The 14,698-nt window shown below is 53.9% G+C and carries 14 protein-coding genes; 10 read left to right on the top strand and 4 right to left on the bottom strand.

All coding sequences use genetic code 11. From position 1 onward, the window contains the following. Nucleotides 1–344 precede the first annotated feature (344 nt). The 5 genes from TRM7615_RS24875 (at nt 345) to TRM7615_RS24900 (ending at nt 6,030) form a co-directional block, all read left to right on the top strand. Nucleotides 345–1,529 (top strand): tyrosine-type recombinase/integrase, encoded by a 1,185-nt coding sequence (locus TRM7615_RS24875; RefSeq protein ID WP_108792676.1) that lies wholly within the window; start codon nt 345–347, stop codon nt 1,527–1,529. Then, on the top strand, nt 1,530–2,318 hold the full coding sequence (locus TRM7615_RS24880; protein WP_108792677.1) for a hypothetical protein: 789 nt from the start codon (nt 1,530–1,532) through the stop codon (nt 2,316–2,318). A 75-nt stretch (nt 2,319–2,393) separates the two neighbouring features. Then, entirely contained in the window at nt 2,394–2,597 is a 204-nt protein-coding gene (locus tag TRM7615_RS24885) for a helix-turn-helix transcriptional regulator (RefSeq protein WP_108792678.1), read from the top strand. A 367-nt stretch (nt 2,598–2,964) separates the two neighbouring features. Further along, on the top strand, nt 2,965–5,313 hold the full coding sequence (locus tag TRM7615_RS24895) for a phage/plasmid primase, P4 family (protein ID WP_108792680.1): 2,349 nt from the start codon (nt 2,965–2,967) through the stop codon (nt 5,311–5,313). 180 nt (nt 5,314–5,493) lie between these two features. Then, nucleotides 5,494–6,030, top strand: coding sequence for a hypothetical protein (locus TRM7615_RS24900; protein WP_108792681.1), 537 nt, complete (start codon nt 5,494–5,496; stop codon nt 6,028–6,030). Nucleotides 6,031–6,382: 352 nt separating this feature from the next. On the opposite strand, the gene TRM7615_RS24905 is transcribed toward TRM7615_RS24900, so the two are convergent. Next, a complete protein-coding gene (locus tag TRM7615_RS24905) occupies nt 6,383–6,712 on the bottom strand; it encodes a hypothetical protein (protein ID WP_108792682.1) in 330 nt (109 codons plus the stop codon). 67 nt (nt 6,713–6,779) lie between these two features. Here TRM7615_RS24905 and TRM7615_RS24910 point away from each other — a divergent pair, with 67 nt between their 5' ends. After that, nucleotides 6,780–7,490: a VIT1/CCC1 transporter family protein gene (locus tag TRM7615_RS24910; RefSeq protein ID WP_108792683.1), complete on the top strand. Its 711-nt coding sequence runs from the start codon at nt 6,780–6,782 to the stop codon at nt 7,488–7,490. 62 nt (nt 7,491–7,552) lie between these two features. Here TRM7615_RS24910 and TRM7615_RS24915 read toward each other — a convergent pair whose 3' ends face one another. Further along, the gene (locus TRM7615_RS24915) at nt 7,553–7,927 is read right to left on the bottom strand and encodes a rhodanese-like domain-containing protein (RefSeq protein ID WP_108792684.1); all 375 of its coding nucleotides are present in this window, start codon (nt 7,925–7,927) and stop codon (nt 7,553–7,555) included. A 280-nt stretch (nt 7,928–8,207) separates the two neighbouring features. Beyond that, nucleotides 8,208–9,008 (bottom strand): formate/nitrite transporter family protein, encoded by an 801-nt coding sequence (locus TRM7615_RS24920; protein WP_235824216.1) that lies wholly within the window; start codon nt 9,006–9,008, stop codon nt 8,208–8,210. Between the two features lie 203 nt (nt 9,009–9,211). Between TRM7615_RS24920 and TRM7615_RS26290 the strand changes: the two genes are divergently transcribed. Genes TRM7615_RS26290 through TRM7615_RS24935 form a run of 3 tightly spaced genes read left to right on the top strand, consistent with a single transcriptional unit; the run spans nt 9,212 to nt 12,524 of the window. Next, the gene (locus TRM7615_RS26290; protein WP_108792685.1) at nt 9,212–9,631 is read left to right on the top strand and encodes a c-type cytochrome; all 420 of its coding nucleotides are present in this window, start codon (nt 9,212–9,214) and stop codon (nt 9,629–9,631) included. After that, nucleotides 9,537–10,886 carry an APC family permease gene (locus tag TRM7615_RS24930; RefSeq protein WP_108792686.1) on the top strand — a complete coding sequence of 450 codons (1,350 nt, stop codon included), beginning with the start codon at nt 9,537–9,539 and terminating at the stop codon, nt 10,884–10,886. Before TRM7615_RS26290 ends, TRM7615_RS24930 begins: the two co-directional genes overlap by 95 nt. Nucleotides 10,887–10,901: 15 nt before the next feature. After that, nucleotides 10,902–12,524, top strand: coding sequence for an MFS transporter (locus TRM7615_RS24935; RefSeq protein WP_108792687.1), 1,623 nt, complete (start codon nt 10,902–10,904; stop codon nt 12,522–12,524). An 8-nt stretch (nt 12,525–12,532) separates the two neighbouring features. Here TRM7615_RS24935 and TRM7615_RS24940 read toward each other — a convergent pair whose 3' ends face one another. Next, on the bottom strand, nt 12,533–14,125 hold the full coding sequence (locus TRM7615_RS24940; protein WP_108792688.1) for a S1 family peptidase: 1,593 nt from the start codon (nt 14,123–14,125) through the stop codon (nt 12,533–12,535). A gap of 369 nt (nt 14,126–14,494) precedes the next feature. On the opposite strand from TRM7615_RS24940, the gene TRM7615_RS26155 reads away from it, so the two are divergent. After that, on the top strand, nt 14,495–14,626 hold the full coding sequence (locus TRM7615_RS26155) for a hypothetical protein (protein WP_268877570.1): 132 nt from the start codon (nt 14,495–14,497) through the stop codon (nt 14,624–14,626). Nucleotides 14,627–14,698: the final 72 nt, after the last annotated feature.

Raw genomic sequence — 14,698 nt, forward strand, 5'->3', positions numbered from 1 at the left:
CCCTACTCAGGTTCTTCTCTTCTCTTCTCTCTCTAAGACATCTTCTCCATTACTTATACCTATTAATGAGGTAGATAACCCTAGATAAGAGGCCTCCTCTGAGTGGGGCATAAACAGGGGCATTCTCGTCACCCCTGAGGGCTGCGATTACTTGCTCTGATCATCTGGAAGAAGGTGGCTGGGGTGGTAGCAGCCATGCTATATTCCAGGGCATTCCTGCGATATCCGATAAAGACAATAAAAGTATATATTTGCATCCATTTATCTTCCAATAGTGCCCTAGGGAGACTACGTTGTTCCCACCAAATTGGTGGGAATAATGGTGGGAATGGAAGATTTGCGAGATGGCTAAGCGTCTAACAGCAAGATCTGTCGATAACCTTGGGCCAGGGCGCTACTCGGATGGAGCCGGAATCGGCCTGATGCTGTGGGTTTCTGAAAGCGGGGCACGTTCATGGGTTCAGAGGCTTAGACTGAATGGACGGCGCAGAGATATGGGCTTGGGTCCATATCCTTTGATAACGCTGGCTGAAGCTCGCGAACTGGCGCAAACAAACAAGAGAGCGGCGTTGAAAGGTCAGGATCCGTTCTCAGAAAAAAGGCGCAACAAAGCAGAGGCTGCACGCCGTCTGACGTTTGCTGAAGCTGCCGAGCGGACCAGAGATGAACTTGCTCCTAGTTGGCGCGGGAAAAAAGAACCGCAGGCGTTTCTGTCGTCGCTGAAGACATACGCCTTTCCATACTTCGGCAACACAGAGTTGGCTGAAATATCGTCTGCAGATATTCGGCGCGCTGTTTTGGGTTGTCGTGCGAAGGTGCCGAATTTGAGTGTAAAGGTGCAGCACCGCATCCTAAGCGTGTTCAAATGGTCGATTGCGGAAGGATTACGTGAAACCAATCCGGCTACGAGCGAAGCGTTGGCCTTGCCAAAAATGGAACGTAAGCAAAAGAACAATCGCGCTTTGCCCTATGCCGAGGTTCACAACGCAATCGAGACTGTGAAAGCATCTCGGGCTTGGGCTTCGACTAAGTTGGCAATTGAGTTTACGGTTTTGACCGCAGCGAGATCAGGCGAGGTTCGTGGCACGCGTTGGGAGGAAATTGACATGGCTGCTGCAGTTTGGACAATCTCAGCGGAACGTATGAAAATGAACCGTGAGCACAGGGTGCCATTGTCTGGTCGCGCTCTCAATGTATTGAAAGATGCTGAAGCACTACGCGATGCATCGGGTTTGGTTTTTCCATCCGTTCGCGGCAAGCAACTAAGCGATATGACGCTTTCCAAACTCGTCAAAGAACTGGGTATCGAGAGTACGGTCCACGGCTTCAGATCATCTTTCCGAACTTGGGCTCAAGAGAGGACAAACGTTCCTGGTGAGGTGGCCGAGGCTGCATTGGCGCACGTTAAAGCCGACAAAGTGGAAGCGGCGTATGCCCGCTCGGACCTGTTCGAAAAGCGGCGAAAACTGATGGAGAGGTGGGCGGCTTTCTTGTCTGAGAGCGGCGCAAAAGTTGCGAGGATTGGGTAATTGAACCAAGGCCGAGCCAAAAACTTTGAAGCTGTTAAGGCAGTCATTGAACGGCATTTGCCAATGACTTGCCGCAGCGCTGATGCTCAGATGTATGATACGGTCAGCGATAGCCTGGCAGACATTTTAGGGCGTGCAAACCATCTCGATGTGCACTTTTCTGGCTTTGGCGTTTCACACGATGTGGAGGAAATCGAGCAACTTAGACGCCACTTGTCAGCGATTCAACAGGTTGCCTCATCGCTGTCGCCCAGTACAGTTCAGGATATTTGCCACGCTGATTGGTATCGTGGTCTTCCATACGGGGAGTTCCCCAATCTGAAGGATCTGAAATACTCCAGCATTCTTCCAGAAGTATTGGTTCATATCGAACAACTGTCTCTGGCGCTGAACGAATTAGAGAAAAACCCGACGTCCAAGCAAAGAGCCGGAAAAAAACGCAATTGGCGAGCGATAGCTGTTGTCGCCAAGTGCCAGAAAATCTGGTCTGAGGAGCACGTCCTCGAGGAATTCCGAAATTCAGGCCGAAATCCTGGACGACTCTATCCGATGATCTGGCACGAGGACTACGAAGAGCAGGTGAAAGGAAGGCGCGAGTTTGATGAAGCTGTTTCCCTGTTAAAGCCAAAATCGGCTCACAACGACGCGCCGGGACCGTTTGGTCGTTTTGTTGAGGATGTTTTTGAAGTTCTGGGCATTACCGGACCACGTGGCGAGCCTGTTCGTGCTGCATCGGCACTGCGAAGCCTTGCGGAGGTCGAACGTAAGCAGCAAAACGAAAAAGAGTGAACTGCGGCTGAACACATAGCGTGCGCGTCACCCTAACTTCCGAGGCAGTGTCATATAGTCTTGGAGGCAATAAGCATGGCCAATAAAATCTTACGTAGAATTGCAGTTGAGGAGCAGACCGGTCTCAGCCGATCATCCCTATACGCGAAACTTGATCCAAACAGCCGTTACTTCGATCCAGAGTTTCCTCGCCCTTTGCGCTTGGGTATTCGCGCTGTGGGCTGGCGCGAGTCTGAGATCGTCGCATGGATGGAAAGCCGTGAAAGCACAGCCGCATGAGTGCTCCATCCAACAACCCGCTCCTTCAAACCTCGCCTTTCGCAAAGGACGCTGGCCAATGGATTGGACGAGACCCTCGCGACGTACCCTCTGAGGATTGGTCCAACAGTTCCTTTCTCGTTGGGCTCGCTGCGATCCGGGCCAAATGCCTTGATTGCGCCTTCAATACCAAAGAAATCCGCAAATGTGTCCAGACCGACTGCCCACTCTGGCCGCTTCGCATGGGGTGCGTTCCAAAGGGGTACAGAAAAGCCGCCATTACGGCCAAAACGATGCACGACGCATCTGCAGGTACTTCCCTCTCCGAGGAGGTCGAGGCTGAACAAAACCCCAGCGATGAGGCGGAAAACGATGTGGAGCGTGCGCAATGACTGCCGTTATGCCTCTTCCTCAAGAGCCCGAGCTGGCTGGCAACCAGTTGTTGGCCAGAAAGCTGGCTTTGGCGGGTATTCCTGTCTTTCCCTGCCTCGAAGTAGGCCGCGGCACCAAAAAGGCCAAGGCGCCTTACACGCCAAACGGGTTCAAAGATGCGACAACCGACATTTCACGCATTGACCAGTGGTGGCAGCAGAATCCCAGTGCCGTCGTCGGCATGCCCACTGGCGATATCTCCGGTCTGTCCGTGGTAGACGGCGACATCGACAAGGAAACCGGTGAAGCCATCGGCGAAAGCCAAGTCGAGCAATTGTCGTTGGCGCATCCTGATGCGGTGAAGGTACGGACGCAGTCGGGCGGAGTGCAGTATTTCTTCAAGCACATCGAAGACACGCCGACGTCGAGCAAAAAGGCGGCCAGCCACATCGATACACGCGGCGACGGTGGCTATGTCATTGCCCCCGGTTCGGTTATGGGAAGTGGCGCCGACTACAGCTACGAGGGCCGCAGCTTGTCTGCAGCGCTTGAGGCAGGTGACCTCCCGGATTTTCCAATCGAGGATTACAGGGCTGCTGTCGCCGCAAAGATTGCCGACAAGGCTGGCGCGACAGTTTTGCAGTTTGCGGACAGCGGCCAGACCCAAGCGACAGAAGCCGAAACGCTCGAGGTCACGCGTGACTTGCTGGCGATGGCCCCGAACACCCTTAGCCGCGAAGATTGGGTGAAGCTTGCTGTCTCACTCCGCGTAGGGTTTGGTGATACGCTTCGGAGCGACTTCATCGACTTTTCTACCCGATACGTCGGCGGTGATTGCTCGGACAGGGATGCGCTGAACGTTTGGAACTCGTCAGGCAATCCGAGCCAAGTTACCTCGATTGCCCCAGCATTAGCCTTATTGAAAGAGGCCGTTGGCGAACTCGAGTTCAAAGCTGTTTGGCGCAAGGTCCTTGGCAAGCGACCGCTGGCGACTTCGGACGGTCTGCCGCGCCCGAACGAGCCAGAGGCCATAGACCTGAGTCACGATGCGCTTGCAATCGCACTTGGTAAGAGCGGATGGGACAGGGATGCACGCTACGTCGCAGCCTGGAACAAATGGCTGTTTTGGGATGGAACCCATTGGGCGATCGATGATCGCCTGAAGCACATGACGTTGACACGGAAGTTCTTGCGGGAATGTGCAGAACGGCTAACCGAACAGACGGATGTAGACAGCCAGCGCAAGAGGGTTGAAAAACAAGCTGGTATTATTCGTGGCAAAACCACGGTCGCGGCCGTCGCAGACTTTGCCCGCTCAAATCCTGCTAGTGCTGCTCGCCCCGATGACTTTGACGCTGAGCGAGCGCTGCTTGGTACACCCGAAGGAACAGTGGACCTGTGCACTGGTGAGACGCGCGCCGCACGTCGCGAGGACATGATCACCAAGCAGGCCGCTGTGGCACCCGCACTAGCAGGATCTGAACCGAAGCTCTGGTTGCGGTTTTTGCACGACATCTTTGACGGCGATGCCGAGGTGATCTCGTTCGTGCAGCGTGCGGCCGGTTATGCGCTCACCGGCATGACCAGCGAACATAAAATGCTGTTTCTCTACGGAACTGGCCGCAACGGGAAATCGGTCTTCCTGAACACGCTGTTCGACCTTTTCGGCGATTATGCGCGGCGCGCTCCGGCGTCCCTGTTTCTGAGTTCCAAGTTCGAGCAGCATTCCACTGGCCTTGCAGGTCTTCAGGGCGCACGTCTGGTTGTTGGCTCTGAATTGCCAAAAGGCAAAAGTTGGGATGAAGCAACCATCAAGGACCTGACCGGCGGTGATAAACTGACGGCGCGTCTGATGAAGCAGGATTATCTCGACTTTGACCCGCAGCTGACGCTTTTTATAGCGGGGAACAACATGCCGTCTTTTGCTGGTATTGATGAGGCAATACGCGCCCGTGTCGTGCTGGTGCCGTTCACAGTTACGATACCGCCTGAGAAACGCGACAAGGCCCTTCCCGACAAACTGCGCGCGGAAGGCTCCGCAATCCTGCGTTGGGCCGTCGATGGGGCCTTGCAGTGGCAGCAGCGGGGGTTTGACGTGCCCGCCAGCATTACGTCTGCGTCCAATGCGTATTTCCACGACGAAGACATTCTTGGCCAGTTCCTCGAAGATGAGACCGCCGTAGACACCGGCAGCTTTGTTACTAGCAGCGCCTTGCATCAGCGCTTCGGGCAGTGGTGCGAGCAGCAGGGGCTACAGCCTTGGACGCAACGCACACTGCAAAAGGAGATGAAGAGCCGACAGTTTGTAAGCATGCGGCGCAACAGCGGTCGCGGATTTTTACACCTGAAATTGAAGTTCGGGTGACGGAAGTGACGCTTTCCCCTTTATACGACGTACGCGGGAATTTTCCGAATATCACATATACGTCCCACATAGGTGGAAGCGTCACTTCCGTCACTTTCTCACAGCAAGGACAGTGGCAATGCCAATTTCCGAACGATTCATCGAGCAGTCGTTCACATCAAAAGAATTGGAAAATCGAGAATGAGCAAAATTGAAAAACAAAAACGTCCCAAATATGACCTGTTCACCTTTGAACGGGATGAAAACGGCGCATTGCAAGTCGCGCAACATGGCGAAGATGCCCTGAATAGGATATTCGGCAGCGAGAGCCCCGCAGTGAATGAGGCGCTCTTCCTTCAGGGTTACACAACTCTCAAGTCCACAGAAGTCGAGGATGGCACACGAGACATGCGGGGCTTCTTGCCCGCCATTGTTCGCGAGATTGCACCGCGCGACGGCGTCGAGTGCATGTTGGCAGTGCAGATGGCAACGACCCACGTTGCACTGATCCGACAAGGCGGCCGCATGGCGAATGCCGACCAACTCCCTCAGTTCGAGGCTCATGAGCGGGCGTACAACAAACTGGCGCGCACCTACACGGCCCAGGTTGAGGCTTTGCGCAAGCACAGGAACGGCGGCAAACAGACAGTCACGGTGCAGCATGTCAATGTCGAAGACGGTGGCCAGGCAATCGTTGGCAGCGTTGAGGCCGGGGGGAGGGGCCAGAATGAAAAGTGACGCCAACCCCATGTGCAAGGCGCATGCCGCCCCGAGATGCACTGCAAAATCAAAGAGAACAGGAGAGCGGTGCAAAGGCCCTGCAGTAAAGGGTTGGAACGTCTGCCGGTTCCACGGAGCCCGCGGCCCTGGCAAAGCTAACCCAGCGTACAAGCACGGCATGCGCACACGAAAGTGGCAAGAAATGCGCAAGGCGATCAATGACCTGGTGCGGATGGAAAAAGAAATCGAGGAGCTGATCTCCGAGTACGCGGACAAACCCGCCTGATGCTGATGCAGCGAATATTTCATCCCCGCTCCGACCAAGCTGCCCAACGGTTCGCGGCAATGCAGCACACTTTCCCCAGAGCGGTCATTCAACATGGTCAAAATCGCCAAAATCCAAACCGGTCGTTCGCCGCTCCCGCGACAGACGTCTGACATGCGGGACAATGACGCCTGACGCGAATGCAGCGAAATTGGGTGACATCCATCGCGTAAATTGTCCGCGACGTTGTGGGAACGCGGAAATATCTCCCCGAAGCGATCTTTCAAAGTAATCAAATTGGCGGATTTTTGACCTTATCGTTCGGGCCCAGACTTGATCAGCACGTTCATGGGTGAAGCAGAAATTGATGCATCTTGCGGTGAACGGCAGGATCATTGCCACTTTCACCAATACGGAAGACAGCGTGCGGGCCATATTAAATTGATTTGCCACAAGGCGGCGGCAGATTTTGGCTTTATCCTGAAGTCATAGGAGGCCCAACATGACGGAACATGGTCACACTGCCCAGGAGATTTCTCAGCGAATAGGCTCCCCCCCGGGCAGAGGCGTGTTGCGCGATGCAGTTTACGGTGCAATCGACGGCACGGTTACTACATTTGCAATCGTTGCCGGTGTCGCGGGCGCAGGCCTCTCCCCATTAATCATTGTCGCACTGGGTGTTGCTAACGTGCTGGCCGATGGGTTTTCTATGGCTGCCGCCAACTATTCTGGAACAAAGGCAGAGCTCGAGAATATGGGACGTATCCGCAGCATTGAGGAACGGCACATTCAAAAATTCCCCGAAGGCGAAAAACTTGAAGTGCGCGAAATACTGGCGCGAAAAGGGTTATCAGATCCGGTCTTAAGTCAAGCGACGGACGCAATAACGCAAAACCAGGAGAACTGGATTGCTTTCATGATGGAAGGTGAATACGGGCTGGGCGGGCTTGACCCTCACCCGCTGAAATCTGCGACAGCCACGTTTCTGGCTTTTCTAGCTGCGGGAGTCGTCCCGCTTCTTCCCTTCCTGCTGGGGCTGAAGAACGCATTCTTGATTTCATGTTTACTGACCCTTTCAACATTCTGTGTTATCGGAGCGCTCAAGAGCCTTTGGTCTCTGCGAGCTTGGTGGCGATCTTCGATTGAAACCTTATTGATTGGTGGTGGTGCTGCAATAATCGCTTTCGGTGTTGGTTCATTATTTCACGTTTGACGATTGTGCCCTGAACCGCCAAGATCTGAATGCTGAGATCACGAAGTAAAATTGGCGGACGGCTATTCCTCGATCGGGCCGCCAGCGTACTTCCATGACGAAAAGCCCCCTACATTTGAAACGTTCTTAAAGCCCATATCGACAAGTGTCTTGCCTGCAAGCGCCGCTTGACCACCTGCGCCGCAGACCAAAATGATATCAGCATCCTTGTCCAGCGCTACATTGTGCAATTGGTGCGTATCGTCCGCTTTGAATTCCAGCATTCCACGTGCAATCTTTTCAGCACCAGCAATCGTGCCGGACGCCGAGATATCCGCGCTGTCCCGAACGTCGACGAATACAGATTTACCGGCGTGATGCCGGGCGATCCCTTCATCGGTAGAAATTCTTGGAACGACCGCATTCGCTTCTTCCAGATAATCACTTGCAGTTTTCATGAGGCAGATCCTTTTCAACGCGCTTACAGCCTGACTTTGTCAAAGTCTGCCGTTGCAATGCAAGAGCATTTGATCCGTGGGTCGCCTTTGAATTTTCAAAGTTAAACGCTTCTGTACCCGTCGAAATTCGACGGCGAGAGCACCGATGCTTAGCATTGGAAAATCGGAAATCTGATAGGAATTCTCGCTAAATGTCGTATGTTCTGTGGTTGAGGGAGTATACGAAATGTCACTGGTTTTCATGACACGTAATCGCAAGGAAGCTTGCATTCCGGTTGTTTCACCCGGCACCATCTTTCGGGCCAAGATATGCGAACCGGTAAGCGAGAGCAACGCCAAGGCCACCACCGATCGTGTTGCCAACTGTAACAGCGATCAAATTTGTACACGCTGCATGCACAGATATTTGCGCACCTGCCGCCCAACCTTGTGGGAAGAAATACATGTTTGCGACCGAGTGCTCGAGGCCCAGCAGAACAAATGCTGAAATGGGCCAAAGTATTCCGAGAATTTTTCCTGCTACAGTACGCGCTGCAAATGACAACCAGATCGCCAGGCACACGAGGGCATTGCACAGAATGCCCCGGACAATTGCTTCGGTGACGGGTAAGGCAGCCTTGGCGTCTGCTATGCTGATCGCCGCGGCGCCCATTGGCATATCCAGCAAACCGGAGAACCCAAAAGCCAACGCAAGTCCGGCGCCTCCAATGAAGTTGCCAAAATAAACTACACCCCAGTTGCGCAGAAGCATTTGAACAGAAATGCGCCGATCTACCGTTGCCATCACCATGAGCGCATTGCCTGTGAAAAGCTCGGCGCCACCGACGACAACGAGAATGAGGCCAAGTGAAAACACGACGCCGCCAACCAGTCTTGCAGGCCCATATCCTGCGTCCACGCCTGTCATCACCATCGTGTATGCAGCAGCCCCAAAGCCAATGAACACGCCAGCAAGAATGGCCAACACCAGCATTTGGCGCGCTGGCAGCTTTGCTTTGCTGACACCCGCAGTTTCAATCAAATGCGCGATCTGAGCCGGTTTGTACGCGTCCAGTAGAGAAGTGTTTTCCATCCCGTCCATGTTACTTTGCAGTTCGGATGGGACTTTTTGTCATATAAGCCTTTGAAAAACTTTGATCGACATCAACCCGCTAAGTGCTCGGATGTTGTAAAATCAAGATGATCACATGCGGCGAAAGCGTTGAACAACCCGGTGTGCCGTTTTATCCGGCCAATCATCGGTTTCTCGGTGCTGTTTCGTAGAATATGTAGAAAGTTGAGAAAATGCTTCGATGTCTATTTCTTTTGCTCGCGATCACCGTCGCTCAGGTATCTGATGCTGAAGCGGAGCCGACGTCTGCTGCGGGTGATGATCTTTTCACAAGCTATTGCACTGCCTGTCATGGCCCCGACGCACGCGGTGCAAGCGCATCCGCCACTTTTATTGGGGCCGATCTGACAAAGATGTCCGAGCGGCGCGATGGCGTGTGGCCGACGCTTGAGGTCATGTCAATCATAGACGGCTACTTGACCCCCAACGCCGAACGCGCCGACATGCCTGTGATTGAGGCTCTGAGCCAGGGGCCTTCCATGGATTTTGACACGGGTAATGGGCAACGGGCCAAAGTGCCTGAACGGCTTGTTGCTATTGTTATGTACCTCGAGAGCATCCAGTCACCCGCTCCAGAAAGATATGTGCCCTAACAGGGACAAAGGGACGGAAACGGAAAGAACCGCTGTGCCGGAAAATGAACAATCACAACCGAAATTAAGACGCGCGCTGACGACCCCGCTACTTACCCTGTACGGCTTGGGGGTAACGGTTGGTGCAGGCATATACGTTCTTGTCGGCGCAGCGGCTCAGCAAGCGGGGCCATTTGCATCGATTTCCTTTATCGTGGCGGCGATTGTCGTGTCACTGACAGCATTGTCATACGCAGAGCTTTCGACACGCTATCCGGTCAGTGCGGGCGAGGCCGCCTATGTCGAAGCCGGTTTCAATTCTGCTGCGCTCGCCGTTGTGGTCGGTCTTGCTGTCGCCGCGTCCGGCATGATCTCGGCCGCAGCAGTGGCAATCGGCGCAGCTTCCTATCTCAATGGTCTCACAGGCGTCTCGGACACTATCTTGACCGCTTTAGTCATCGTTTCAATGGGGCTGATTGCGCTCCTGGGAATCGCCCAATCGGTTTTTGTAGCCGCAATCATTACCGTGGTCGAAATTTTTGGTCTGTTGTTCGTAGTCGGGTGGGGCCTGACCATGCAAGAGCCTCAAGGGGTCGCACTTGTTCAAATGATCCCGGAGTTTGATCCCGAGATCTGGCGCGGAGTGCTTGCCGCATCATTGCTGGCGTTCTTCGCCTTTGTCGGATTTGAGGACATGGCCAACGTCGCAGAGGAAGTCAAAGACCCCTTGCGCACAATACCGCGTGCCATTGTGTGGACCTTGGCGCTGGCAACGTTGCTTTACGTTGTGACCACCACCACGGTGTTGCTGGTGGTCCCACTTGACAAGCTGTCGAATTCGTCGGCACCGTTGTCACTTGTTTTCGCGAACGCGGCAGATGCGATAAAGACCGGGTTCGGCACGATCGCGATCGTCGCCACCGTCAACGGGGTTCTGATACAAACCATAATGGCGTCGCGGGTGCTTTACGGCCTTGCCGATCAGGGTCACTTGCCGAAATGGCTTTCACAGGTTTCACCACGAACCAAGACCCCTGTTATTGCGACACTGGTCGTTACGGCAATCATACTATGTCTGTCACTGGCGCTGCCGATTGCAATCCTGGCGGAACGGACGTCGCAGGTGGTTCTATGTGTGTTTGTTATTGTCAACCTGTCCCTGATCCGGCTGAAGTTGAAAACAGACACCTCATCCGACTGTTTTGGAGTGCCGCTTGTCGTGCCAATCCTGGGCGTGTTTGCCAGTGTCTTACTACTTGTTGCGGGATTTCTATGAAGCCGAAAACTGGGCATGAATAAATCGCGCACGCAGGAAAACGGGCAAAACCGCAACTGGATCGCGCGCTGGTGGCACGCCACATTTGTCGATCTGGCACGACAGATGCATTGGTCATACTTGCCGCCTTTGATGGTATACTTTGCGGCAGGCGTGTCCGGGCTTACGTCCGTGGTCGGCGCCTTTTTCCTAAAGGAATATCTGGACCTCTCAGCCGCATTTGTTGCCGGTCTGGCGTTCTGGGCCGGTCTTCCTTGGATTCTGAAAATGCCGCTCGGACATCTTGTTGATTTGTTCTGGCGCTGGAAAGCTATGCTGGTTCTGGTGGGAGCCGCACTTATCACGGTGTCTTTGCTGATCATGTATGCACTTGTCACTGCTCCGGGACAAATGGCCGATATTTTGCCTGCGTCAAGCTGGTACGTGATCGCAGTCCTGATGGCCCCTTCCGGCTACGCCATTCAGGACGTTGTGGCCGACGCTATGACGGTCGAAGCAGTGCCGCAAACCGACGATCAGGGCGTACCCTTCAGTCAGGAAGCATCGCGTGCTTTGCATACGACGATGCAAACCTTGGGACGGTTCGCGATCATATCGGGTTTTGCGGCGGTCGCTGCGGTCAATATCTGGATATTCTCCGGCGCAGAGGACTTAAGCAGTGAAACACGACTGGGCCTTTACGGACGGGTATATCTGACCGCGCTGATTATTCCCGTTATCTCGGTAAGTGGAACCGTTTTACACGCGTTCATTCAACGCAACCGGCAATCTGTCGGGCGATCGCAACCGGACCCCGAAACCGAGGTCAACTGGCCTATACTGGCTGGTGGATTTGCTTTTGTTGTTTTCAGCATCTCAATCGGGCTGACGCGTTTTGACTACGCGCAGGAAGCTGTTTTTGCCATCTCCCTCACCATCATCCTGTTCCTGATCCGTCAGCTTTTAGAGGAACTAAACCCTACGCAGGCGCGAGTGCTGGTTGGGACCGCAACGATTATTTTCGTCTTTCGCGCCGCCCCATTGCCAGGCCCCGGACTCACATGGTTTGAGATCGATGAATTGGGATTCGATGAACAGTTCCTGGCGATCTTGGCCTTTGTCACGTCGCTCCTTGCGCTGATCGGCCTCGTCGTTTTACGCCCGCTGATGGCCCGCAAATCCATTGCACAGGTTGTGTTGCTGCTGACCATAGCGGCGGGTGTTCTTTCGTTACCAAACCTTGCACTTTACTATGGAGTGCACGAATGGACGGCAGCACGCACGGGCGGGGTTGTTGATGCCCGTTTCATCGCACTGCTTGATACCGCAATCGAGTCTCCCCTCGGGCAGGTTGCCATGGTCCCGATGCTGGCTTGGATTGCACGCAATGCGCCATCTCACCTCAAGGCCACTTTCTTTGCCGTCATGGCGTCGTTTACCAATATGGCGCTCTCGGCCAGCAGCCTTGGCACGAAATACCTCAATCAGACCTTTCTGGTGACACGCGCCGCAACCGACCCCGAAACAAACGAGATCATCTCAAACGCGGACTACTCGCAATTGGGTCATTTACTGATCGCAGTCGCGGCAATAACCGTCGCGGTACCCTTGGTGGCTATTTTTTTTGTTCAGAATTCGCGGCTCCGGACCACTGACTAAAGTCACTTTTACTCTTGGTCTGTGTCTTTCAGTAGAGCTTCCAGATCAGCGACCGGCACGCCTATATTTGCCCCCCCAAATTCCGGGAGGATCGCGGCGTTTATCGCCAAGACTTCGCCCTGTCGGTTCATGGCCGGGCCGCCGCTGCCGCCGACCGTGGTCTCGGCATCATATACGATGATCCCCTCGCTGATTTGCGCGACGATACCGCGGCTGGCAAGCGGATGTATGAGGTTTTGAGCAGATAAGCCGACGGCCACCGACCAGAAATCCATTTCGGTCTCGTCAGAAAAACTGTCGAAGAAGCTCGGCCCTGCTTGCGCAAGCAAGGCTTTGAGGCCGGTCGGATATCCCAGAAGGTATACCTCATCACCAGCACGAGCCGCGTTCTTTGTCAGCAAAAGGCCACGATCCTCTATTCGTGTCGGCGCCAAGGATAAGACAGCAAGATCGGCGGTTTCGCTGTAGCTGAATAACTCAGCTTCAATCGGACCATTTATGTCTGGCAAGTAGACAACCAGTTTCAACATTTCTGGTTCCAATCCTGACGCTTCGAAGGCCTGTAACTTATTGCCGCTCATCCAAGGTAACGCGACATGCCGGTTCGTCACCAAATGCTGTCCGCCTTCAAGCAGAAACCCTGTTCCAGTGAACTGAAACTCTGCTGGTGGTCCGTTGCCCTCCAGTTCGATCCTTGGCTGACCAAAGGGCGTTTTCAACGGTCCACCGTTCGCATCGACCACCTGTCGTAACAGCTTTCCGGTTTCAAAGTGCCTCAGCCCAAAGGCCCCTTGTACAAAGGCAACCGAAGGTGCCGCGAGCTCGATCACGCGCGTGGCGGCCTCTGACTGGAGTTCAAGCGCGCCCAGACGTTCGGCGTTTCTGGCGAGCCGCAGCTCAAGCTGTCGTTGAAGGTCTGCCAGATCGCTCGGGGATAAAACCTCATCTCGCGTTTGTGCCAACAAGAGAGTGACAGCTTCTATGCGACGTGCATCTTGTTCAAGAGTGCGCTGCAATTTCTTGTCATTTTGATAGAGCACAATACCCGACAACAAGATAAGTCCAAGGATAACGGCAACCGACACACGAAAGAAAATCGTTGTTTGCAACGTCATGCGCCGCAAGCTTTCGCCCATAGCAAAGGTCATCCGCCCAGCGAGCGGTCTGCGACTGCTTCGCGCATATGCAATGGCGTCACCGACAATTTCTTCGATCGACAAATGGGGCGGAAAACGCCGGTCGCAAAGGCGGAACCGCGCCATCGGACCCTTTTCTTCAAATTCGATCATATCCCCATGCATCAATTCAACGGCTTCGATCTGGTGTCCGTTCACCCATACATGACGGCCGCTCGGCGCTTCGATCCTGTAACTGCCCTGGGTCCACGTCAAAAACGCGATGCAATCCGGGCCTTTAGACCCGTGTTCAATTGGTCCGATGCACAAAACTCTGTCGTCAATCACCGCGGCAGACAAAACGTCTTCGGCGAGCCAAAGGATCTGTCCCTTGGACGGACCGGTCAGACATTCGAGAAAAGCACGTATCCCAGTTCTAGAGTTCGGTTCATGCGTCTCGGTTGATATTGGGTCCGAGCGTGTCATAGCAGATTTTTCAATGTGCTGCTTGCGTAAGAAGTCGCGATCAGGCTAACGAATTTTATGGAATGCGTCTAGGATTCCGAAGCGAGGCAAGTTCGAACTGCTAAATACAAAAATAGCATCGCAGTTGGTTTTGTGGCTTTTTTACTGTTTTGACCGCGGGCTGGTTTGAACAAATCATTGAATTGATCTCGGACCTCCTCTCTGCACCTCGTCGAAGATGGTGTCCACACCAATGACCAGCGAACGCGACTTTATTGAATGGCAGAAAAGTCCGCGACTTGATCCTTGGACATTTTTTCCCCGCTGCGTTTTGTATGAATGGCCGGTCTTCACGCCGCGTTGCGACACCGAATTCTTAGCAGTTGCAGCATGAACTTTGCTGCGAGCGCACGCAGCAAAGAATCTGTTGGTCTGCTGTGGGCTGATTTCGTTGAAAAGGTCGTTGGTTTTGGCGTTGCGCGTTTAGCTACTGCGCTGATTTTATTGAACGACCGATGCTGAGGCTTGTTGTCAGCCGGTGGTTGTCACCATTGGCTTGAGTTTTGCTAGTTTCCGGAGGTTTTGGGCGATGGC

Origin of the sequence: Falsiruegeria mediterranea M17, assembly GCF_900302455.1 — a bacterium.
Taxonomy (GTDB): Bacteria; Pseudomonadota; Alphaproteobacteria; order Rhodobacterales; family Rhodobacteraceae; genus Falsiruegeria; species Falsiruegeria mediterranea.

What these genes read in the sequence shown, in the direction of transcription:
- TRM7615_RS24885 (WP_108792678.1), top strand. Translation starts at nt 2,394, where the DNA reads ATGGCCAATAAAATCTTACGTAGAATTGCAGTTGAGGAGCAGACCGGT.
- TRM7615_RS26290 (WP_108792685.1), top strand. Translation starts at nt 9,212, where the DNA reads ATGCTTCGATGTCTATTTCTTTTGCTCGCGATCACCGTCGCTCAGGTA.
- TRM7615_RS24900 (WP_108792681.1), top strand. Translation starts at nt 5,494, where the DNA reads ATGAGCAAAATTGAAAAACAAAAACGTCCCAAATATGACCTGTTCACC.
- TRM7615_RS24910 (WP_108792683.1), top strand. Translation starts at nt 6,780, where the DNA reads ATGACGGAACATGGTCACACTGCCCAGGAGATTTCTCAGCGAATAGGC.
- TRM7615_RS24875 (WP_108792676.1), top strand. Translation starts at nt 345, where the DNA reads ATGGCTAAGCGTCTAACAGCAAGATCTGTCGATAACCTTGGGCCAGGG.
- TRM7615_RS24940 (WP_108792688.1), bottom strand. Translation starts at nt 14,125, where the DNA reads ATGACACGCTCGGACCCAATATCAACCGAGACGCATGAACCGAACTCT.
- TRM7615_RS24905 (WP_108792682.1), bottom strand. Translation starts at nt 6,712, where the DNA reads ATGGCCCGCACGCTGTCTTCCGTATTGGTGAAAGTGGCAATGATCCTG.
- TRM7615_RS24895 (WP_108792680.1), top strand. Translation starts at nt 2,965, where the DNA reads ATGACTGCCGTTATGCCTCTTCCTCAAGAGCCCGAGCTGGCTGGCAAC.
- TRM7615_RS24920 (WP_235824216.1), bottom strand. Translation starts at nt 9,008, where the DNA reads ATGGACGGGATGGAAAACACTTCTCTACTGGACGCGTACAAACCGGCT.
- TRM7615_RS24930 (WP_108792686.1), top strand. Translation starts at nt 9,537, where the DNA reads ATGGGCAACGGGCCAAAGTGCCTGAACGGCTTGTTGCTATTGTTATGT.
- TRM7615_RS26155 (WP_268877570.1), top strand. Translation starts at nt 14,495, where the DNA reads ATGAACTTTGCTGCGAGCGCACGCAGCAAAGAATCTGTTGGTCTGCTG.
- TRM7615_RS24935 (WP_108792687.1), top strand. Translation starts at nt 10,902, where the DNA reads ATGAATAAATCGCGCACGCAGGAAAACGGGCAAAACCGCAACTGGATC.
- TRM7615_RS24915 (WP_108792684.1), bottom strand. Translation starts at nt 7,927, where the DNA reads ATGAAAACTGCAAGTGATTATCTGGAAGAAGCGAATGCGGTCGTTCCA.